This window comes from Stieleria magnilauensis (assembly GCA_007753675.1).
In the GTDB taxonomy this organism is placed as follows: Bacteria; Planctomycetota; Planctomycetia; order Pirellulales; family Pirellulaceae; genus Stieleria; species Stieleria magnilauensis.
Genome location: CP036432.1, coordinates 10,036,549 through 10,058,690 on the forward strand (window position 1 = coordinate 10,036,549; position 22,142 = coordinate 10,058,690).

At 60.5% G+C, this 22,142-nt stretch carries 14 protein-coding genes; 5 read left to right on the plus strand and 9 right to left on the minus strand.

All coding sequences use genetic code 11. The annotated features are described in order from the left end of the window. Positions 1-34: 34 nt before the first annotated feature. The 8 genes from TBK1r_RS35670 to TBK1r_RS35700 all read right to left on the minus strand — a co-directional run bounded on the left by TBK1r_RS35670 (position 35) and on the right by TBK1r_RS35700 (position 7,386). The gene (locus TBK1r_RS35670) at positions 35-868 is read right to left on the minus strand and encodes a hypothetical protein (RefSeq protein WP_145220740.1); all 834 of its coding nucleotides are present in this window, start codon (positions 866-868) and stop codon (positions 35-37) included. A gap of 102 nt (positions 869-970) precedes the next feature. Further along, positions 971-1,549 (minus strand): DsrE family protein, encoded by a 579-nt coding sequence (locus tag TBK1r_RS35675; RefSeq protein WP_145220742.1) that lies wholly within the window; start codon positions 1,547-1,549, stop codon positions 971-973. 48 nt (positions 1,550-1,597) lie between these two features. Beyond that, positions 1,598-3,109 carry an FAD-dependent oxidoreductase gene (locus TBK1r_RS35680; RefSeq protein WP_419580716.1) on the minus strand — a complete coding sequence of 504 codons (1,512 nt, stop codon included), beginning with the start codon at positions 3,107-3,109 and terminating at the stop codon, positions 1,598-1,600. A gap of 4 nt (positions 3,110-3,113) precedes the next feature. Continuing rightward, the gene (locus TBK1r_RS39345) at positions 3,114-3,239 is read right to left on the minus strand and encodes a hypothetical protein (protein WP_419580717.1); all 126 of its coding nucleotides are present in this window, start codon (positions 3,237-3,239) and stop codon (positions 3,114-3,116) included. An 86-nt stretch (positions 3,240-3,325) separates the two neighbouring features. After that, positions 3,326-3,667 (minus strand): ArsR/SmtB family transcription factor, encoded by a 342-nt coding sequence (locus TBK1r_RS35685; protein WP_145220744.1) that lies wholly within the window; start codon positions 3,665-3,667, stop codon positions 3,326-3,328. 138 nt (positions 3,668-3,805) lie between these two features. Next, positions 3,806-5,404: a phosphoenolpyruvate carboxykinase (ATP) gene (pckA, locus tag TBK1r_RS35690; protein ID WP_145220746.1), complete on the minus strand. Its 1,599-nt coding sequence runs from the start codon at positions 5,402-5,404 to the stop codon at positions 3,806-3,808. A 279-nt stretch (positions 5,405-5,683) separates the two neighbouring features. After that, positions 5,684-6,559 carry a hypothetical protein gene (locus TBK1r_RS35695; protein WP_145220748.1) on the minus strand — a complete coding sequence of 292 codons (876 nt, stop codon included), beginning with the start codon at positions 6,557-6,559 and terminating at the stop codon, positions 5,684-5,686. After that, a complete protein-coding gene (locus tag TBK1r_RS35700) occupies positions 6,556-7,386 on the minus strand; it encodes a hypothetical protein (RefSeq protein ID WP_145220750.1) in 831 nt (276 codons plus the stop codon). The genes TBK1r_RS35695 and TBK1r_RS35700 overlap by 4 nt, the downstream gene beginning before the upstream one ends. A 976-nt stretch (positions 7,387-8,362) precedes the next feature. Here TBK1r_RS35700 and TBK1r_RS35705 point away from each other — a divergent pair. The 4 genes from TBK1r_RS35705 to TBK1r_RS35720 are packed head-to-tail and all read left to right on the plus strand — an operon-like array spanning position 8,363 to position 17,130. Then, the gene (locus TBK1r_RS35705) at positions 8,363-11,341 is read left to right on the plus strand and encodes a DUF1553 domain-containing protein (protein WP_419580718.1); all 2,979 of its coding nucleotides are present in this window, start codon (positions 8,363-8,365) and stop codon (positions 11,339-11,341) included. Positions 11,342-11,353: 12 nt separating this feature from the next. Further along, the gene (locus TBK1r_RS35710) at positions 11,354-12,682 is read left to right on the plus strand and encodes a DUF1501 domain-containing protein (protein ID WP_145220754.1); all 1,329 of its coding nucleotides are present in this window, start codon (positions 11,354-11,356) and stop codon (positions 12,680-12,682) included. Beyond that, complete coding sequence (locus TBK1r_RS35715) at positions 12,679-15,666, plus strand: PSD1 and planctomycete cytochrome C domain-containing protein (RefSeq protein ID WP_145220756.1); 2,988 nt, start codon at positions 12,679-12,681, stop codon at positions 15,664-15,666. The genes TBK1r_RS35710 and TBK1r_RS35715 overlap by 4 nt, the downstream gene beginning before the upstream one ends. Positions 15,667-15,669: 3 nt before the next feature. Beyond that, entirely contained in the window at positions 15,670-17,130 is a 1,461-nt protein-coding gene (locus TBK1r_RS35720; RefSeq protein WP_145220758.1) for a DUF1501 domain-containing protein, read from the plus strand. A gap of 125 nt (positions 17,131-17,255) precedes the next feature. Here TBK1r_RS35720 and TBK1r_RS35725 read toward each other — a convergent pair whose 3' ends face one another. Then, positions 17,256-18,404, minus strand: coding sequence for a 3-keto-alpha-glucoside-1,2-lyase-like domain-containing protein (locus TBK1r_RS35725; RefSeq protein ID WP_145220760.1), 1,149 nt, complete (start codon positions 18,402-18,404; stop codon positions 17,256-17,258). A 386-nt stretch (positions 18,405-18,790) separates the two neighbouring features. Between TBK1r_RS35725 and TBK1r_RS35730 the strand changes: the two genes are divergently transcribed. Then, positions 18,791-22,138, plus strand: coding sequence for a DUF7133 domain-containing protein (locus TBK1r_RS35730; protein WP_419580719.1), 3,348 nt, complete (start codon positions 18,791-18,793; stop codon positions 22,136-22,138). Positions 22,139-22,142 lie beyond the last annotated feature (4 nt).

Here is a 22,142-nt window from a genome sequence, read left to right on the forward strand (position 1 = left end):
CGTTCACGTGCCAACAGCGATCCGGTGGGAGGTCCTAATCTTCGATAACCGTTCCGGGCGTCCAGAGCGAACGAAGGGGAGGATCAATGCCAGGGCCCGCTACGTCGACGTCCTCTCGTTTGGCCGTCGGGTTTTCGGCGACCCACAAACCGGGCGCGCGACACGCCATCACGACGGAGGTTCGGTTTTTGTCGTCATTGGTTTGTGTCGCCTCGATGTACTCCACCCGCTTGGCGACAACGTCACCCACGATACCGTTGGTCGGTCGCCCCGAGATGACCTGCTTCGGGCTGACCGACTGGGATTGGCGGATCTGGATCGCGTCGCGACCCTCGCACAAAATCTTCAACTTCCCGCCGGCAAGGGTTGGATTGATGGCAAAAAAATACTCGATCCCGACCATCGCACGGTTGGCACGAGGCAAGGTCAGTTCGACCTCGGCGTCGGCATTGATAAAGCACTCGAACGCTTCGGATCGCTGCAGAGACCCTGTCGATTTCGCTGTCGTTGCCAGCGTCTGCAGCGTCGTCGCCACTTGAATCCTGGATCGCACATCGCCGCGGGAGAGTGCGGCAAACTCAATGTGGTCACTGCCCAGACCGGCGCGGCCCACTTGGAAACGCCGCATCCGCGTGTTGAAGTTGCACAAATTCTGAGTCGGAGTCGCAACCACGCTCGAAATGAACGTCGCCGAGTTCGCCCTGACACCGATCAATTGCGGGCTCCACGGGACGATTCGCACGATCGACTTCGTCAAAAATTCTCCAACACCGATGACGGTTTGCTGACGCGTTTGGCCGCCCAGGTAGTCCGATGAAACCAATAGATCGCAAGTCGTCGTCGCCGTGCCCTTGACTGGAATGCTCATGCTGCGAATTACCTCTGCCGTAGTAGTGCTGCACCCTCCAGGAAACAACAGCCTACTGGGCGGAAACCCGCCATTCAAGGGGGCGACCCCGCCGCCCGAGATTCAATTCCCCAGCGGCAGATAGGCGTAGCCGTCCGACTGCAGATTGACGACGGCGGTCAGGGCGGAAACGGCGGTCTGGACGAAGCCCGCCACATCCTCGGGATCCGATCCTTTGGAAATCAACGACTGGCCGCACACGTACAGCTCGACCCCCGATTCGTGCAGCCGATGCAGCAAGTCCAGATTGGGATTCGCTTTCACCTTGAACTCGGTTGCGTAGGCGTCGGAGTCGAGCACAGCGAGCGTCGCGTCGCCATGAAACACGACGGCGATTTGAACCTCCGCCGGTTCCGCGCCCGCTCCGGCGTAGATGTTGACGTACTTGGCGACCTTTTCGATCGCAGCGTTTAATTTGCTCGGATCACTGCCACGGGTCAGGTCGACGAGTAACTTGGTCCCCGGGCGCGGCTGGTGCGCGGCATGGGGCAATCGAACGACCGAGCCGTGGCCTTGGATCGCCGGATAACTCGGTGTCGCTTTGGCGACTCCACTCTGGCCGGGGACGTCTTGGGCAAACGAGGGTGCGACAATCATCAACGAAAGGGCCGCAGTGAAATTCAAAAGTGCAGATCGTTTCATGATGGTCTCTTGGGGAAAGGGAGGGAACGGAAAACGGATCAGTTGTTCTCAGTCGTGGTAGCGACACCACAGCGTGTATCCGCCGCTGAGGTTGGCAACGTCGAAGTGATGTTGCATCAAAACGCGGGTCGCCAAATAGCCGCGCTGGCCGACCTTGCAGTAGGCGGTGATTGTTTGATCGCGAGGGACTTCGCCGAGACGCTCCCGCAACTGTTCGATCGGAATGTTGGTCGCACCGGGCAGATGCCCCGCGGCGAATTCGGCCTCGCTGCGAACATCCAACAGGAACGAAGGATCGTGAGACTTGTCGTTGAGTGTGTCCACGTGAACGATCGGCTGGTCACCGCGGAGCACACCGGCGGCGACAAACCCGGCCATGTTGATCGGGTCTTTGGCGTGTCCGAATTGGGGCGCGTAACAAAGCTCTGATTCCTCCAAGTCATACACCGTCATCCCGGCTTGGATCGCCATCGCGATGACGTCGATGCGTTTGTCCACGCCGTTGCCACCGACACATTGGGCGCCGAGGATCGCGCCGTCGTCGGGATCAAACAATAACTTCAGCGTCATCGCTTCGGCGCCAGGATAGTACCCGGCATGATCGGTCGGGTGAATGTAAATTTTTTCGTATCGCAATCCCTCACGCCGCAGTGTCTTTTCACTTTGCCCGGTCATCGCGGCGACTTTCCCAAACACACCGACGACCGCGGTGCCTTGTGTCCCCCGGTACGTCGATGGACGGCCGAAGAGATGATCGGCGGCGATTCTGCCCTGTCGATTCGCCGGCCCGGCGAGCGGGATCTGAGCGGATTTCTTGGTGACAAAATCCGTCACTTCCGTGACATCACCGACGGCGTACACATCCGCAACGTTGGTTTGCATGTGATCGTTGACCACAATGCCGCCACGCGATCCACACGCGATTCCGGCGTCGGCGGCGAGTCGGCTCTCCGGGCGAACCCCGATGCAGATCGCCGCGAAATCCGCGTCCACCGATGCTCCCGATTGCAATTCAATCTTCAGCCCCTGGGGCGAATCGATGAAACGCTGCGCCAATTCGTTGAGCCTCAACTCGACGCCCTGATCTCGCAAGTGGTCCTCCAGCGGAGCCATCATCTCCCGGTCCCAAGGCGGCAGAATCTGGTCACCGAGTTCCACGATGGTGGTTCGGATGCCGCGGCGGACCAGATTCTCAGCGACTTCGATCCCGATGAAGCCCGCGCCGACGACGACGGCATGCGACGCCCCCGAGGTGGCACTGTGGTGCATCCGATCGGCGTCGGCCAAGTCCCGCAGCGTCAGGACGCGGGGGCCATCAATGCCTTCGATCGGCGGCCGAAACGGGGACGCGCCGGTCGCAATGATCAACTTGTCGTAGCTCTCGGTGTACTCATGGCCCGATTCCAGATCACGCACCCGCACGCGCTTCTCGGCCACCTCCAACGCAACGACTTCCGATCGTGTGCGAACATCCAAGCGATGACGCTGCCGCAGCATGTCGATCGGCGCGACCAACAACTTGTCACGCGATTTGATTTCACCGCCGACGTAGTAGGGCATGCCGCTAATTGGCGAACGAGGGATGACGCCCGCGCTCGAGCACGATGATCTCGGCCTGGTCGCAGAGCCGCCGGGCGCGCGCCGCCGCCGAGGCGCCTCCGGCGACTCCGCCGATGATGACAATCTTCATGACTGGGAATCCTTCGTCGTTGACAACCGAAAACATGCCACATCGCGAGATGACGAGATGTGCGCAAAAAAAGGAACCGGTGGCCGCTACCGTCGCTTGGCGGGCGATTGCAGGAACCGCCCTTCGACGCACGCCATCAGCTGTTCGAGATGGGGTTCGGCGATTTGGTAAAACACCCGCCGCCCTTCCCGCTCGCTGGACAAAAACCCACAGCGTTGCAACAGCCGCAGGTGTTCAGAGGCCACGTTATCAGGGATCTCGCAATCTTCGGCCAATTCGCCGACGTTGTAGCGGCCGTGCAGCAAGAGCTGGACGATTCGCAAGCGGACCGGATGGGCGAGCGTCTTGAGACATTCGGCGGCGTCGCCGAAGGCTTTGACACTGCCGACGGGTTTCGAGGGGTTTTTCGCGGTTGCTTTGTTGCTCATGAAGTCTCCTGGGACGGACAGCTCCATAATACATCGCAAGCTCGCGAGATGTCAAACACAAACCTTGGCTCGCCGCAGCAGCACACGCGTTGTGTCGCGCCGTGGCCGAGCGCCGGCCACGGGGGACGACGCGGACGCTCAGCCGGCGGCTGTTTGGTGCAGCAGCGGACCGGCGGCGCGAACCGCGGCGCTGACGCCATCGGCGTAGGTCACAAAGTTCTTGTGGAACAGTTCGGCCAACCTTGCCGCCGTGGCGTCGTACGCGGCCGGATCGCCCCAGGTGTTGCGTGGCAGCAGCATTTCATCGGGCACGTCGGGGACCTGCGTCACGACCTCCAATCCGAAGCACGGCTCTTTTTCTGTCGGTGCGGTCTTGAGGGCGCCGGAGTGAATCGCGTCCAGGATCGCCCGGGTGTACGACAGCTTCATTCGGCTGCCTTCGCCGTACGCGCCGCCGCTCCAACCGGTATTGATCAGCCACACGTTGGTCTTGTGCTGCGTGATTCGCTTGGACAGCAACTCCGCGTACTTGCCCGGGTGCCAGACCAGGAACGGGCCACCGAAACACGGCGAGAACGTCGCTTCGGGTTCGGTGACGCCGACTTCAGTCCCGGCAACCTTGGCGGTGTAACCACTGATGAAATGGTACTCGGCCTGTTCCGGCGTCAACTTGCTGACCGGCGGCAGGACACCGAAGGCGTCGCAGGTCAGGAAAATCACATCGGTCGGATGCTCCGCGATGCACGGGATCTTGGCATTGGGGATGTATTCGATCGGATAGGCACCGCGCGTGTTTTCGGTGATGCTGGCGTTGGCGAAATCGACATGGTGATCGGCCTGATCGTAGACCACGTTTTCCAGCACGGCACCGTACCGCAGTGCGTCAAAGATCTGGGGTTCGGCGTCGCGGGTCAAATAGATCGCCTTGGCATAACAACCGCCTTCGATGTTGAACACGCCGTCATCGGTCCAGCAGTGTTCGTCATCGCCGATCAGCTCCCGCTTGGGGTCTGCCGACAACGTCGTCTTTCCGGTGCCCGAGAGCCCGAACAGGACCGAGGATTGACCGGTCTCGGTATCGGACGTGGCCGAGCAGTGCATCGGCAGCACGTTGCTGCGCGGCATCAAGTAATTCATCAACGTGAACACGGCTTTCTTCATCTCGCCGGCGTACTGGGTGCCGAGGATCACTACCTCGCGTCGCTCCAGACTCAGGTCCACGCTGGTCTTGGAGGTCATCCCGGTGGTGTAGCGGTTGGCGGGGAAGGCACCGGCATTGATGATCACGCAATCGGGTTCGCCGAAATCGGCGAGCTCTTCACGTGTCGGCCGGATCAGCATGTTGTGCATGAACAACGCATGGTACGGCCGCGCACAGATCACACGGACTTTGATGCGATACTTGGGATCCCAGCCGGCAAACGCGTCCAGCACGTACAGTCGCTCGCGGGTGTTGAGGTAATCGATCGCCCGTTCACGGTTGACGCAAAACGCGTTCTCGTGCAGCCCGATGTTGACGCTGCCCCACCACACGTCATCGCTCGACTCGGGGTGTTCGACGATCCGTTTGTCCTTGGGCGAGCGGCCGGTCTTGTCACCCGAATAGGCGATCAATGCGCCGGTGTCGGCGAGCGTTGCTTGTTTCTCATACCGCAAGGCCTCCTCGTAAAGCGTCGCGGGCGAAGCGTTTCGGAACACGTTTTTGACATCGATTTGATATTCAGATAGATCAAGCATTTTTCTGATACTGCACTTGGTTCCTGGGAAGGACCGTTCCTGAAAAACATGGGTGGGGAAACGAGATCGTTCCGGAGGCCGCTCGCACAACCCTCCGCGCTGTTCCCGTTGTTTACGGCACACCGCGCGCCAAATTCGATTTGCGATCCGATCTAACGCTGTAACGCTGCTGCAGCGGAAAGTCCGTGGACCGTCAACGGTTTATCAATCCTATCGAGCGCCAACGGCGCGCGATAGTGCACAGCAAAAGGGCACCAACGTGCGATTTCAGCACGCACCTCAGTGTGTCCGGACGGCGTATCGACCGCCCCCGAGATAGTCGCCCAGCCGATCCCCTTGACTCAGGATCAGACACACTTCGGCGTCGGTTGCCGAAACGACCGGAGGATTGTCCGACGTGAGTGTCAATTTGAAATCGATCTTCAAGCCGACGTCGTCGATGCGACCGTACCGAGTCCACTCGGCCAGTCGCAGCGGGGACGGAATGAAGGCGCGGCCCGCTGCATCGCCGAGCACCTTGAAATTGACCTGATTGGGAAACACGGCGCGGCGATAGGTGCTCCAAGAACCGCCGTCGGCTCGCAAGGGCGGCAGCGGAAGCATTTCGGTTCGGGCGGGAAACGCAGACTCGTCATTGCACGAAAGTTTCCAGCCGATCGGTTGGACATCGTTCCAAGAACCGACCCGGTCGAACAGGTAGCTGCGCTCGGCGACCAAGGGAATGGACCACGTTGATTCCCCCACAAGCGGTTCAGCCGTTGCCGTGTCGGTCTCCGGCGAAGTCGCCGAGTTGGTTTTGACGGCGGTTGGTTTCCAGACGCAACGAACGCCCAGCTGATGACTACCTTCGGGAACATAAAACGCGACCGATTCGCCGTTGTCGGCGTTGGAGATGATCCGGTGGCCGCCCAACCGCGGAAGATCATCGGCCGTGCGACACTGATCGAAGACACTAGCGATCAACTCGACGTCTTTGCCGAATTGAGTGCGCAGCGCCTTGTCCAGTCGCGTCGACTTGTGCAGCGATTCCAATTCCTGCCGAAGCTGGACGATGTCACGTGCGATCGAGCGCCGGGTCATCCCGACCCAGCCAAGTCCGGCGATCATGACCGCCAGCGTGCAAAAGAAAAGAACCGTCGCGAACTTCGGCATCATGGATCGACCATCGTGTGGGGAAAGGGATCGTAACCGCTGGAACGGTCACTCAACCAAAGACAACCGTCGAAAGGCGCATCGCGACGAGAGTTGTCGTCGTCTCGAAGATCGACTTTGATGTTCAGCAACCAAGGCAAGCGACGCTGTGGCGGAAAATCAAGTTGTTTCGTCCCAGTGATGTGATACGCCCCCGTACTCGGAATGCCGTCGCCGGAGAACTCGGTTTCCAGCAAGGGCTTGTCACCTAATCGAACGCTGGCCGGCAGCACCTTGCCACGGACCGGACCGGTTTCCACCCCCAGAAGATGCTCGCCGGGTTCGAGCTTCACTTCATAGTGACCGGGGTGCGCGAACCCGGATCCGACCGGAGGATCTTGACGTTCGTCGAGTTGATCGGCTGAGCGGCTGACGCCCTCGGCGGGAATCACCGCGTACTTCAGCCAGACTTCGCGGTCGGTCGGGACGTGGATGCGGAACACGACCGGCGGCGGCATCTTTTCGCGTCGCAATTGGGGAACGGTTCGCAGCGAAAGCACGTCGGGGCCGCGAACTTCAATCCCGCCGTACTTCTGCTGGATCGTCTCGAACTGCCGTTGAGCTTGCTCTCGCACGGCCCGAATCGATGTCAGTTCGTCGTGTTGGTGCTGCTTGACACGCTGTCGCTGCGGATCATCCAACGCCATCCTCTCGCGAAGCGTTTCGATCTCCACACGCAACTGCATCCGCATCTCCTCGTCGCGTCGCAGGTCGGCGATCCCGCTCACCAACGGAAACGAGATCGCGCACAGCAGCAGGATCGCGAGCAGGGATCGGATGGAGAATCGCATGTCAGGGTCCGGTCGGAATTCGTCTCATCCAGGTGCACGACGAGAGAGCAGTGTTGTACCGTGAATCGCCGACGCCGCAGGCGCAGAATAGGCGACAAGAAAATGGATGACAAGAAAATAAAGCCGTTGCAGCGGTCATTCACGGCGTCGGCTTCGTTCACCGGGACCGAATTGGTTGGCAACGCAGGATTGTCACAAGACGGTGTGGGCCGTAAACGCTGTAAAGCATCTTTTAGCGGCAGGGCGCGAGGCCGATACCGCTCAATCGAGAAGCGAAAATGAAACACCATGGCTCCCCTCTCCCCCGATTCCTGACGAGCCTAAGCGAGTCAGGAATTGGGGGAGAGGGGCTGGGGGTGAGGGGGATTTATTCTGTGCGCCGTTGCTGGATAACGGCAACGATACGTTCTCGAACCCCGGTTGGATCTGGCGATATGTCGTGCGCTGGAATGCGAACTACATCAAATCGACTCAGCAGAAATCAACTGTGTATCGCACATCGGATACTCATTTCGAAACTTTCCTCGGGCGCAACCACGATTGCGCGGCATCAGCTAAACCGAGTTTTCAAATTCATTCGATCGGCCGCGCTGATCACGAGCAAACTCGGTGGCCTTGTGATTGCATCGTCCTGTCGTCATGCGGATTCCCCCTCACCCCCAGCCCCTCTCCCCCAAACAAGCCTCTACTCGTCGCAACGTTTTCGCCTGCCAAAATCAGTTGGCGTGCATGATCAATCCGAATCGATCAAGAGGCTTGTTCGGGGGAGAGGGGAGCCATTTTGGGGTAATTCGCTTCTCGATTTAGCGGTATTGGGCGCGAGCCCTCCGGTGTTTCGGTAACGATGGGGAACCGAAGGGCTTGCGCCCGATACCGCGAACAGCTCGGCAAATGAACTTGCTTGCAATGCGGCAGCGGTTGGCCGACAATGGTCTTCCCTCCCCCGCCCCGCCCCCGCCTTTGCAACGCCGCTGCAGTGACCCCACACCGAATCACCGCTGCCGTTTTCTTTCTGTCTTGGGCCATCGTTCTCGGCAGCCCCGCGCCGGCAGACAACCAACTGGAGTTCTTCGAAAAGAAGATCCGTCCGGTGCTGGTCAAGCACTGTTACGAGTGCCACTCCGCGGACTCGGATGAACTCGGTGGAAAGCTTCGCGTCGACAATCGCCAGTCGATGCTGGCCGGCGGCGAATCCGGTCCGGTGTTGTTGGCCGGCAGCCCGGACGAAAGTCTGATCATCCAAGCGCTGCGTTACGACGGATTGGAGATGCCGCCGGAGGAACCGCTGCCGGCAACGATCATCAAGGATTTCGAAACATGGGTTTCCCTCGGCGCGGTCGATCCCCGGGATCAGCCTCTCGCCGACGCTTCGTCTCGCGCCGAGCCCAACGCCGCCGACGATGAGTCTTTGTGGTCCTTTGTCCCCCGACAAGATCCGCCCGTGCCGTCGGTCAACGATTCCGATTGGGCTCGCGATTCGATCGACCGCTTCGTGTTGTCGTCGATGCGGCAGATCGGACTGCACCCGACCGATGACGCCGACCCACGCAAACTCGTTCGTCGACTGTACCACGACTTGATCGGTCTGCGGCCGACACAAGCGGATATCGAAGCGTTCCTGGTCGACTTCGATCGCCACGGTGTCGAGGCGACGGCGCGTCTGGTGGACCGCCTGTTGAACAGTCCCCAGTACGGAGTCCGCTGGGGCCGGCACTGGTTGGACGTGGCCCGCTACGGGGAATCCAACGGCGACGACGGGCTGGGACGCAATGCGACGTTCCCCAATGCCTGGCGGTACCGCGACTATGTGATCGAATCGTTTAATCAAGATGTACCTTATGACCGGTTCCTGACCGAACAAATCGCCGGGGACCTGTTGCCCGCGGCGACGGCCCAACAGCGGAACCGGCAACTGATCGCAACCGGTTTCTTGGCGATCGGGTCCAAACCGGCCGTCGCGATGAACAAGAACTTTGCGATGGATGTCGTCGACGACCAAATCAACGTCGTCTGCACCGGTGTGCTCGGGCTGAGCGTCGCTTGCGCCCGATGCCATGACCACAAACACGATCCGATTCCGACCAAAGACTACTACGCCCTGGCGGGAATCTTTCGGAGCACCGAGACGCTCTACGGCGCCGCTGGCAATGAGAAACTGACGGCGCCGCCGACGCCGCTGCACGAGTTGCACGCCGATCTGCAAGCAACCCGCAAACAGCCCGACCGCACGTCACCGCCGAAACTGCCGGCCGCCTACTCGGAATTCATCAACGCCCTCGAACCGAAACTTCACGCGACGCTGGAATCGAAACCTGACGAGCTGGTGCTCCAGGGCGAAGCGGATTTCTCGGCGGCAACCTTTGCCGAAGTGAACGACACGCGTTTCACCGGCCGATTCGATCAACCCACTGAATCGTACTCCGTTTCGTTTTGGTTCCGAAACGCAGTCAACAATGACGCGCGACCGATCACGGCGTACTTGTTCTCCCGCGCGGCCTTGGATGACAAAACGTTGCCCGGTGATCATCTGGGGATCGGCGGAAAGCACGACAAGTCACGCTCAGGAAAACTGTTCGTGTTCAATGGCAACGTCAAGAAAACATCGATCGTCGGATCCACGGTGATCCCCCGCAACAGCTGGAACCATGTCGCACTGGTGCGGGCCGGCAATCAAGTAAAAGTGTTCCTCAACGGTCGACTCGAAATCGCCAGCGAAATCGAGGCGACCTTTGCAACGTCACTCGACTATTGCTTGGCCGCCCGCAGTGACAAGTTTGCGCCGCTGACGGGAAACATCGGCCAGTTCACGCTGTTGTCTCGCGCGCTGAGTGACGATGAGGTCATTGATCTGCACCGGTCGTCGGGCCAACCGCGGGGCGTGCGTCCGTCTTCGCCACTGGGGTTTGCGATGGGCGTTCGTGAAAAGGCGAAACCGACCGATTGCAAGATCCACATCAACGGCGAGGGCACCAAACTCGGACCCTCGGTGACGCGCGGTGTTTTGACGGCCTATCGAAACGTCAGCGAAGACGGCTTCAACGACATCTCGATCACGATCGGCAGCGACCGTAGCGGCCGAGCGGAACTGGCCGAGTGGCTGACGCACCCCGACCACCCGCAAACCGCCCGCGTCATCGTCAACCGAATCTGGATGCATCTGTTCGGCCGCGGCATCGTCACCACGCCCGATGACTTTGGTGTGTACGGTGCCCGCCCGTCGCACCCCGAATTGTTGGACCACTTGGCCAACCGATTCGTCCGCGAAGGTTGGTCGATCAAGCGGATGATCCGGGCGATTGTGTTGTCGCGAACGTACGGTCTGAGCAGCCTGGCCGACTCGGGGATGACCGAACAGGATCCGGAAAACATTTGGTTGTCGCGACACGCTCGCAAACGGCTGGATGCGGAATCGCTGCGAGACAGCATGTTGCAAGCCAGTGGCCGGCTGGATTACGCCCCGGCAAAAGGTTCCGCGATCGAAACGTTGGACACGTTGATCAACTGGCCGCCGGGTGCCTCGACCGACCTGCACCGCCAGTCCCATCACCGCAGTGTTTACCTTTGCATGCTGCGTCACGCGTCTCCACAAGAACTGGCCGCGTTTGATCTTCCCGATGGTGTCAGCGTGCGGGGCAAACGCGATGTCACGACCTTGCCGACGCAATCGTTGTTCTTGATCAACAGCGTGTTTGCGGTGGAACAATCGCGTGAATTGGCCCGCCGGGTGCTCGATGATGACGTTCGCGATGACGGAGATCGGCTGCGGGCCATTTTTTCCGCCGTGCTGGGGCGAGATCCCAGCGAATCAGAGCGGGACAGATCGTTCGCCTATCTGCGCACGACCGAAGCCACACTCGCGGGCGGCGACGAAGACCGGGACCGATGCCGATTGCATGCCTGGGCAAGTCTCGCCCAGGCCTTGATGACGACCAACGAATTCCGTTACGTGGATTGAAAGAGAGCCGCCATGATTTCACGTCGATCCATGCTGCAAACCGCTTCCTGTGGCTTTGGCTTTCTGTCCCTGCAAGCGCTGTTGCAGCAGTCGGCCGGCGCGTCCACCGAGGGGACAACGCCCCAGCTCGCGCGTGCCAAACGTGTCATCTTCCTCTGCATGAGCGGCGGTCCGGCGCAAATGGACACGTTCGATTACAAACCACAAACGGGAAACAAAAAACATCCGGGATCGGTTTTTGAGTTCCAACAGCGCGGCGAAAGCGGGTTGTGGGTGTCCGAGTTGATGCCCGAAACGGCCAGACACGCCGACCGATTGTGCGTCATCAACGGGATGTATTGTGACACCGGAAACCACGCCCAATCGTTCCTGCAACTCCACACCGGTGAGAAACTGCGAAAGCGTCCGAGCATGGGCTCGTGGATCTCGTACGGACTGGGCAGCGAGAACGCGGACCTGCCCAGCTTCGTCAGTTTGAATGCAGCCAAGCCGTCGGTCTACTCCAGCGAGTTCCTGCCCACGGAGTTCGCCGGCACACCGATCGGCACCAATGGCGAAGACATGTCGTTGGCGACCATCCGCGACATCTCGGGGAACCATTTGCCGGCCGAAGTCAAACGCAGCCAACTCGACTTCGTGCAATCGATGAACCGAGACCACTTGTCCGACCGAAACGGCGATGCGGCGCTCGAAGGCGTGATCGAATCGATGGAGCTTGCCTTTCGAATGCAAGCCGCGGCGCCGGAACTGCTCGATCTGAGCAACGAGACCGAAGCGACGTTGCGTCGCTACCGCGTGGGCAAAAAGTTGTCGGTCGGAACCTGCCGACCGACCGACTTCGGCCGCCAATGTTTGTTGGCGCGGCGTTTGGCCGAATCCGGGGTGCGTTTCATCGAAGTCAACCATGGCGGTTGGGACCAGCACAAGAATCACCGACGTGACTTGAAGGCGAATTGCGAAACCGTGGACGCACCGATCGCCGCTCTGTTGGAAGACCTGGCCGCACGAGGGTTGCTCGACGACACGTTGCTGGTCTGGGGCGGTGAATTCGGTCGGCCGGGATTGGTTCCCGATGACGGCAAAGACGAAACCGGTCACAACTCAAAAGGGTTCACGTTCTGGCTGGCCGGCGGCGGCGTCAAAGGAGGACACGTGCACGGCCGAACCAGCGAAACCGGTGATCGGGCGGTCGAAGGCAAAGTTCACTTTCGAGACCTGCATGCCACCATCCTGCATCTGATGGGATTGCGGCACGATCAGCTGACCTATCACCACGGCGGACGAACGCATCGGCTGACCGGTCCCGACGACGCCAAGGTCGTCCACGAGTTGTTCGCATGAGACGATCGGCGTTTCAATTCGCAACGGGCGTCGGAACGCTCAAAGCCAGCGGCATGACGCTGAAAATTGCACCACGTCCACGAACGGGTTGCCAACGAGTTGTCGTTGCCATTGCCGCCGCCTGCACCCTGGTGCTGTTCGCGATGGCGTCCGACGTCACGGCCGCTCCGCCGATGTTCGAAGACGCCGTCGAAGCGGTGTTGGCAACTAAATGCGGCAAGTGCCATAGCGGCGAAGTTCAAAAAGGCGAACTCGATCTTTCGTCGATGACCGGCGTGCGTCGGGGCGGTGAGTCCGGTGATCCATTGCTCGCCGAATCGATCGACGACAGCCGACTGTGGTCGGTGATTGCCGACGGGGAAATGCCGCCCGACGGCGAACCGCCACTCGACGCCGACGAACGAAAATCCATTCACACCTGGATCGAAGCCGGCGGCCATTCAAAAGTCGCGGCCGAATCGAAATCCGAAACCGTCGACCAGCACGACGTGCTGCCGATCCTCCTGCTCCGTTGCAACACCTGTCATGGACCGCGCATCCGACAAGCCGGCGTCGACCTTCGCAGCCGCGCCGCCATGATCGCCGGTGGTAAAAACGGACCGGCCATGATCCCCGGCGACGCCGATGCGAGCCCGATGATCCGGCGCATCGAAAGCCATGCCTGTCCGCCCAGTGAGTCTCTGTTGAAATTCTTTGTGCGGCGTCCAACCCAGGCCGAAACGCAGACATTGCGTCAGTGGATCGACGCCGGGGCGCCACTGGCCGGTGCAACACTGGCCGGTGCAACGCAAGCTTCTGATCCCGAGCCGTCCAGTCGTGCGGTCGCCGACGAAGACCGACAACACTGGGCGTTCCAGCCGCCGGTCGCAACAAGCCGTTTCCAATCGATTGACGCATTCATCCTCGACCGGCTTGCCGAGAACGATCTCACACTCGCCCCGACCGCCGATCGCGACACGTTGATTCGACGTGCCCACGTCGATCTGATCGGTCTGCCGCCCAGCCCGGACGAGTACCTGTTCTGGCGCGATTCAGACGACCCGAATTGGTATGCCCAGATGATCGATCGGTTGCTCGCGTCGAACCACTATGGGGAGCGATGGGGCCGCTATTGGTTGGATCTGGCCGGCTACGCGGATTCCGAAGGCGGCATCTCCGCCGACCCGATTCGCAAGGTTGCATGGAAATACCGCGACTACGTCATCCGGGCGTTCAACGACGACAAGCCCTACGACCAATTCCTACTGGAGCAACTCGCCGGTGACGAACTGGTCGACTATCAAAACGCCGACACCGTCACCGATGCCATCGTCGACCAGCTGATCGCCACCGGATTCCTGCGGATGGGAATCGACGAGACCGGGTCGCGCACGATGAACTTCGTCCCCGAGCGGCTGAAAGTCATCAGCGACGCAATCACCGTCGTCAGCGAAGGGCTGATGGGTTTGACGATGGAATGCGCACGTTGCCATTCGCACAAGTACGACCCGATTCCCCATCGCGACTACTACCGGCTTAAGGCGGTGTTCCAAGGCGCGCTGGACGAACATGACTGGGACAGCTTCAAGACACGAACATTGAACGTCGCCACACCCGAGCACCGGCGCAAGGTCGCCGAGAAAAATCCGCCGCTGGAAAAACAGATCAAACAACTGCAAGGCCAACAAAAACAATGGACGGCCGACTTGCAGTTGCAGCTGTTGCGCGATCACTATCCCGATCAATCCGAAGACGACAACCGGGCGACGTTGAACGCGTTGAAGAAAGCCGACAACAATCGCACGCTGAAGCAAAAGATCTTGGTCGAACGACTTGTCAAAGCCGAACTGCGTCCCGATTCCCACCAATCCGAGCGCGTCCTTTCGCTGCGGCAACAGATCGAAGACGCCGATCGCCAAATTGATCGTGTGCGGCGCAAGATGGCTCCACCGCTCGCGATTCGGGCGCTCTGGGACCTCGGACGTCCCTCACCGACCTACGTGTTGAGACGCGGTGAACACGACAAGCCCGGCGATCCGGTGGCTGCCGGCGTGCCCGCGGTGCTGACCGACCAACGCAATCCGTTCGTCGTCACGCCCCCGTTCCCCGACGGCACCGCCAAGACCGGCCGCCGACTCGCGCTGGCACGCTGGTTGACCAACCCCAATCACCCGCTGACCGCGCGCGTGATGGTCAACCGAATCTGGCACCACCATTTCGGAACCGGATTGGTCAAGGACCTGGAAAACTTTGGCGTCCAGGGTGAGCGTCCTTCGCACCCCGAGTTGCTCGACTGGTTGGCGATCGAATTCATCCGACGTGGCTGGAGCATCAAGGAGATGCATCGGCTGATCATGAATTCGCGCGTCTACCAACAATCCAGTCAGGTTACCGAACGAGCGCACCAAGTCGATCCGCAAAACCGACTCCTCTCGCACATGAACCTGCGTCGCATGGATGCCGAAGCGCTGCGTGATTCGCTGCTTGCGATCGCCGGCCGACTGGACACCACGCCGGGCGGACTCCCCGACACCGTCTCCATCGATCGCGACGGCTTGGTCAGCGCCAATGCGACCGACGGTGGCGGCTGGCGGCGAAGCGTTTACCTGCAATACCGGCGGACCGAAATCCCGACGATGATGGACACGTTTGATTATCCTCAAATGGGTCCCAACTGTTTGTCGCGAAACGTGTCCACGGTCTCTCCCCAGGCGCTCATGCTGATGAACAACGGCCGCGTCCGAGAGCTAGCCGCCGCGATGGCCCGCCGCGTCGAAACCATCGTTGGTGACAAGAACAGCGATGACGACGACAGCAACGACGAAGCAACAGTCGAGACAGTTTACCAGTTGGCCTTGTCCAGATCTCCCAGCGATCGCGAACGGACACTGGGCACCGAGTCGTTGCAACAGCTGCGGTCGGCTTGGGGAGACAATTCGGCCAAAGCACTGGAAACGTATTGCCACACGATCTTGAATTCCGCTTCGTTCCTCTATGTGGATTAAGGAATGAATCAGCCGACACAAAGCCGCCGTGATTTTTTTGCCCGAACCAGTGACGGCCTGCTCGGCGCCGCGCTGGCCCAGATGCTCGGTGCGGATTTCTTTGGCCAGAGCGCCACAGCGTCTGACGATGCCCTCCCACCCCATGGCAGCGGAATCTATGACCTGACCCCCAAACCCGTTCACCATCCCGCCACCGCCAAGTCGGTCATCCAGCTGTTCATGAACGGCGGGCCGAGTCAAATGGATCTGTTTGATCCCAAGCCATTGCTGGGCAAGATGGACGGCCAACCCTACCCGGGAAATGTCGAAGAGATCGGCAACACGGGTACGTCTGACGTCGGCGTCATGCTGGGAGGCAAATACAAGTTCGATCGGCACGGCGAGTCCGGGATGTGGATGGCGGACGTCTTGCCCCACACCGCACAGATGGCCGACGACCTTTGCATGATCCATTCGATGTGGACCGACCACCCCAACCACGACAACGCACTCTACAAGATCCACAGCGGTCGTCTATTCATGGGCTATCCGACGCTGGGTGCCTGGACGGTTTATGGACTCGGTTCAGAGAATCAAAACCTTCCCGCCTACGTCGTGCTTTCCGATCCGCTGGGGCTACCGAAAAACGGCACCCGCAACTGGACCGCGGGATTTCTGCCGCCGGTGTACCAGGGAACGCCGTTCCGGCCCACCGGATCCCCGATCCTGAACTTGAAACCACAATTCGATCAACCCGACGCGGTGACCGAAACGGCGCGGGACCTGCTGAAACAACTCGACCAGCATCATCGAAACGATCGCCAATACGACGCACAACTGGATGCCCGGATCCAATCGTATGGACTGGCCGCACGGATGCAACTTTCCGCCAGCGAGGCGCTGGACCTGTCCGGCGAAACGGCAGAAACGCTGTCAATGTATGGCGTGGGCGCCGCACCGACGGACTCCTTTGCCCGACGTTGTCTGTTGGCCCGGCGATTGGTCGAGCGCGGTGTCCGCTACGTACAGATTTTCCTGGAAGAACAACCCTGGGACAGCCACGTCGACTTGGAAGACAACCACCGCGCCGCATGTGAACGCACGGACCGACCGGTCGCGGCGCTGCTCAAGGATCTCAAACGCAGCGGGATGCTCGATTCAACCCTGGTGATCTGGGGCGGCGAATTCGGTCGCACGCCCACGTCGCAGCGTAGCGGCGACCTTTACACCGGCCGCGATCACAACATGCAAGCCTTCACGTCCTGGATGGCCGGTGGCGGGATCAAGGGAGGAACCAGCTATGGAAAGACCGACGAATTCGGGCACAAGGTGATCGAAGATCCCGTCAGCGTCCACGATTTCCACGCCACCATCTTGCACGCCCTGGGGCTGCACCATCAAAAGCTGTTCTTCAACAGAAGCGGCCTGGAAGAACGTCTGACCGGCGTTCAACCGCCGAGAGTCGTGCATGAAATCCTGGCGTGACTCGAGGAAGGCGTGACAGCGAATCATGTCGGCGCCCCGATCTTCCCGAAGGTGTCGCTGCGTTTCCTTCCGGCTACTCGCTTTCGTCCCTTCGGATACTGGCTTCCCTCCCCGCGGGATCCGTTTCACTCCGCCGCGTACAGGTTCGCAAAGTCAACCGGCCCCGATGGCGACAGCACCAGTTTGCCGCTCGCACCGTCGGCGGCGGTGACTGAAACGACCGGTTGTCCGTTCAGATTCACGATTCGCTTGCCGTCTTTGGCGACCACTTCGATGCGGTTCCAACGACCCGGTTTTTCCAAGAGTTTCGCGTACGCCGAATCCGCCAGATCGATTTGCACGTCTTCGCCCGCCTGGATCACGACGTTGCTGTCGGTTTCTTTCAAACGCACATCCACGACGAAGCTTGCGTGATCAAAGGAACGCGTCGTCGTCAGTGTTCCCGTGGTCCCTTCGGCGGCTTCAAACGCGAGCACCCAATCCTTGACGTTCCAGCGAGACACATCGTCCGCCTCCCAGCCGTTCAAGTTCAATCCGGTGTACAGCGAATGGTAGCCGCGGTCGGCGATCGCAATCTGGTCAGCCGGCACATCACCGCCGGGCAGTTCCTTGATTCGGACGTTGCGGTATTCAACCACGCCGCCCTCGGATTCCAAACAAATGTATCCCTTTCGCGGGACACAGTCCTTTCCGCGCGTGACGACCGTGCCGTTGACGGCCAGCGAGATCTCGCCGTCACGGCATTCGATCCGGTAGTGGTTCCACTGCGGACTCGGCTTGGAGAGATTCTCGGTCGGGAAGGCGCGGCTGCCACCACGTCCATTGATCGGTGTCATCGTCGCCCCGTGAATCGGAAAGATGTCACCGTGCGTGGTGTGGCTTCTGGTGTTGCCGTAGGCGTTCTCGAGCACCTGCACTTCGATCCCGCGATGGAACGGCACGCCACGCGCCGTGATGTCATCGGCCCAGACGAACACGCCGGCGTTTCCCCGTGGCACCAGATGCCGCCACTCCAGTTCCATCACAAAATCCTGGTACATCTTCGCCGTTCGAATCTCGCCGATCGGTTTGCCGGTACAGTACAACACGCCGTCGTCGAACCGCCATGTTTCTTCCGGCGTGTTGGTTCGCACCCAGCCGCTCAATTCGGCGTCGGTGAACATCGGTTGGAATCCATCTTGTCCGAGCGCCGCTGAGTGCGACATCAGGCCGTGCGAAAGAAAACCGAGCAGGAGGAGGCACGAGGGTGCAACCGAACGGTGCAGCTGATTCATGGTGTTGAACGTCGTTTCAGGTGAGGATGGTGGCGTGCGGTGCGCGCCCGCCGGGTAGGGACGATCATTCTAGCGGAAATCGGGCGTCCCGCTGTGGTGACCGGACGGCGTGACCGGACGGCGAGATCGGTTTTCAGCCTGTCGATTTTGATGCCACGGCAGGCAACGTTGTGAAGCATTCGTTTCCTGCGTTTGACGAGGTGTTAGCGGCAGGGCGCAAGCCCTCCGGTCCCTCATCGTTCCCGAAACACCGGAGGGCTCGCGCCCTACCGCTAAAAAATGCTTCACAGCGTTGCACGGCAGGTATGATGGACCTGCGGACGTTGCATCCTACGATCAGCGTTCGAGCCTGCCCCGAAACACCACCCTCCATCGCCACTGCTTCCATGCCATTTCATGTCACGACGCGTCAACTGGTTTGCGTCACTGCCGTCCTCTCAGGATGCGTCTTCTGCTGCGGCACCGGGGCAACCGAACCCGAATCGGTCGACGCGCTGCCCAAGCTGAAATACCAGCGTTGGAGCGGATCGATCAACGTACCGGACCCCGTTGCGATCAGCGTGGCGGACAACGGCGACGTCTACGTGACCCAAACCCAGCGTCGCAAGATCCAGGACCTGGACATCCGGGCGAATAGTGAGTGGATCCCCGATGACGTCGGTTTCAAAACGGTGGAGGAGAAACGCGCATTCTATCATCGCGTCCTGGCGATCGGTGGCGATCAAGTCGAAGCGGCCAAGCACGTCGAAGACGTCAACGAAGACGGCCAACACGATTGGCGGGATCTGACCGTGATCAGCGAAATGATTCACCGCCTGGTCGACACCGACGACGATGGGACGGCCGACACCATCAATCTGTTCGCCGACGATTTTAAAACCGAAGTGACCGGGATCGCCGCCGGCGTGTTGCACTGGGACGATTCGGTCTGGGCGACGATCGCGCCGGACGTTTGGAAACTGACCGACACGACCGGCGACGGACGCGCCGACGATCGCCAAGTCATGGCAACCGGATTCGGACTGCACATCGCCTACGCCGGCCACGACATGCACGGCTTGGCGATCGGACCGGACGGAAAGATCTATTGGTCGATCGGTGACAAAGGGATCGCCGTGACCACCGACGATGGCAGACAAATCAGCTATCCCAATCAGGGCGGCGTCATGCGTTGCAACCCGGACGGCAGCGATTTCGAAGTGTTCGCCCACGGGCTGCGCAACGTTCAAGAATTCGCCTTCGACCAGTACGGCAATCTGTTCGGTGTCGACAACGACGCCGATAAACCCGGCGAGAAAGAACGCTTCGTTTGGATCGTCGACCAGATGGATGCCGGATGGCGATGCAATTACCAGTACCGTGGCGACGCGTACAACCCTTGGACGGACGAAAACCTGTGGCAGGTTGCCGGCCAGGACCATGCCGCCTACCTGGTCCCGCCGATTCAGAACTATGTCGATGGTCCGGCCGGTTTTAAATTCAATCCCGGTGCCGCGCTGTCAGCGGCCTACAAAGACTTCTTCTTTGTCACCAGCGCGCCCAATGGATTCCAATACGCGTTTCGCACCCAGCGCACCGGTGACTCGTTCCGAATGATCGATTCCCACACCATCGGCAGCGGTGATCCGATCGTCGGAATCGCATTCGCCCCCGATGGCGGACTCTACGGTGTCGACTGGGGCGGCGGCTATCCGTTAACGCAAACCGGCTCGGTGATCCGGATCGACGTACCCGATGAAACCCTCAACGACCAAGACCGCGACAACCGCGAGTCCGTCAGGCACTGGTTGTCTCAAGATTTCAGCGAGCAATCTGACGAAGTCCTCGCCGGATTGCTTTCGCACGTCGATCAACGCGTTCGACTTCGCGCCCAGTTCGCCTTGGCCGCCAAGCAGCAGTCCGACACGTTGTTGACGATCCTGTCCAACCAGCAATCGGATCAACTTGCCCGCGTGCACTGCGTTTGGGGGCTGGGACAAATCCTTCGCACAGGCAGCGTCTCCGCCGGTGTCTTGGATCGTTTCCTGTCCGATCACGACCCGATCATCCGCGCGGTCACGGCCAAGACGCTGGGCGAGATCGATGCCGGTGATGCGGCGCTGTTGATACCGCTGTTGGACGATCCCGACCTGCACGTCCGCATCCACGCGGCGCTGGCCCTGGGACGCCGACCGACCGGCGCGGCGACGAAAACACTGCTCAACCTGGCCGCAACGCTGCCACGTGATCAGCACTACCTGCGGCACGCGATCGTCACCGCACTGGCCGCCTGCGCGACACCGCAGCAATTGGCAGAACTCGCGGATTCGCCTTCGGAAAACGCTCGGATCATTGCCGTTGTGGCGCTCCGTCGGCAAGGCCATCGTTCGGTCGCCGGCTTTTTGGATGATGCATCCGATTGGGTCGCCACCGAAGCCGCCCGCGCCATCCACGACGACCTCTCCCTGCCCGATGCCATGGAAGACTTGGCGGCCGCCTTGGACCAGGATCGCAACCGGACCACCGCGATGACCCTGCGCGCGATCAATACCAACTTTCGGCTCGGCACCGAATCCAGTTTCCGCCGACTGTTGCGATTCATCCAAGACGAAACCCGCCCCGCATCGGCGCGACTGGCCGCCTGTGAAGCCCTCGGCGACTGGCTCGATCCGCCGCTGTTGGATCGCGTCGATGGTCGCCGCCGAGACCCCGTGGCCGATCGAGCACTCGATCGTTCGGCGGCGTCCGATTTGTTGACGCGGTTGGTCGAAAGAAGCGACACGGCGATCCGGGTCGCGGCCGTGAAAGCCTCACGCCGACTAAAAATCCCGCTGTCGCCGGACGCGTTGATGGCACTCGTCCGTGACCGCCGATCACCCGAGCCATTGAGACTCGAAGCACTCGACACGCTCGCGACCGCCGATTCCGAGATCACCCCCGCTGACCGCGTCGATCTGCTGGTCGAACTGTCCGCCGCCCCCTCCCCTGCCGTCGCGGCGCGTGCGATCGAAGGACTCGCCGGATTGCACCCCGACAAGGCGATCGAGGTCATCGAGCAACAACTGGGAAACCGATCGGTTCCGGTGCGACAAGCCTGCATCCGGTCGCTCGCCACGCTCGGCACCGCGCAAGCCGACACCATGCTGGTGCGACTGGGCGAACAATTTGCGGATGGAGCTTTGGCCGACTCGGTTCAGCTGGACGTTTGGCAGGCACTCAACTCGCGCATCGACCACTCCCAAGCCGCTCGTGAAACGCTGGAACGCATTGCGACGATACCTCAACTGGCAGAGATCACGTCGCCGAAGTTCCGGGAATTCACCATGTGCCTTTCCGGCGGTGATCCGGCACGCGGCGAAACGATCTTCCGAACCGATCTACGCGCCCAATGCAGTCGCTGTCATCGAATCGGAAAGCAAGGCAGCGACATCGGTCCGGAATTGACAAACATCGCCAAGCAACGTGATGCCAATCACCTGCTTCGCGCGATCGTCTATCCCAGCGCCGACATCGAACCCAAGTACAACGCCCAGACTCTGTTGTTGGCCGACGGCAATGTGATTCAAGGTGTCATCCAAAGCGAGGATGACACCACGACCGTGCTGATCAATTCGGAAGGCAAGGAGATCAAGATCCCGACCGACGAGATCGAAGACGTCGCCAAGACGAAGGTCTCCTTGATGCCCGACATGACCGCGGTCCTCAGCCCCGCGGAAGTCCGCGATTTGGTTGCGTATCTAAAAACGCGACGTTAAGTGC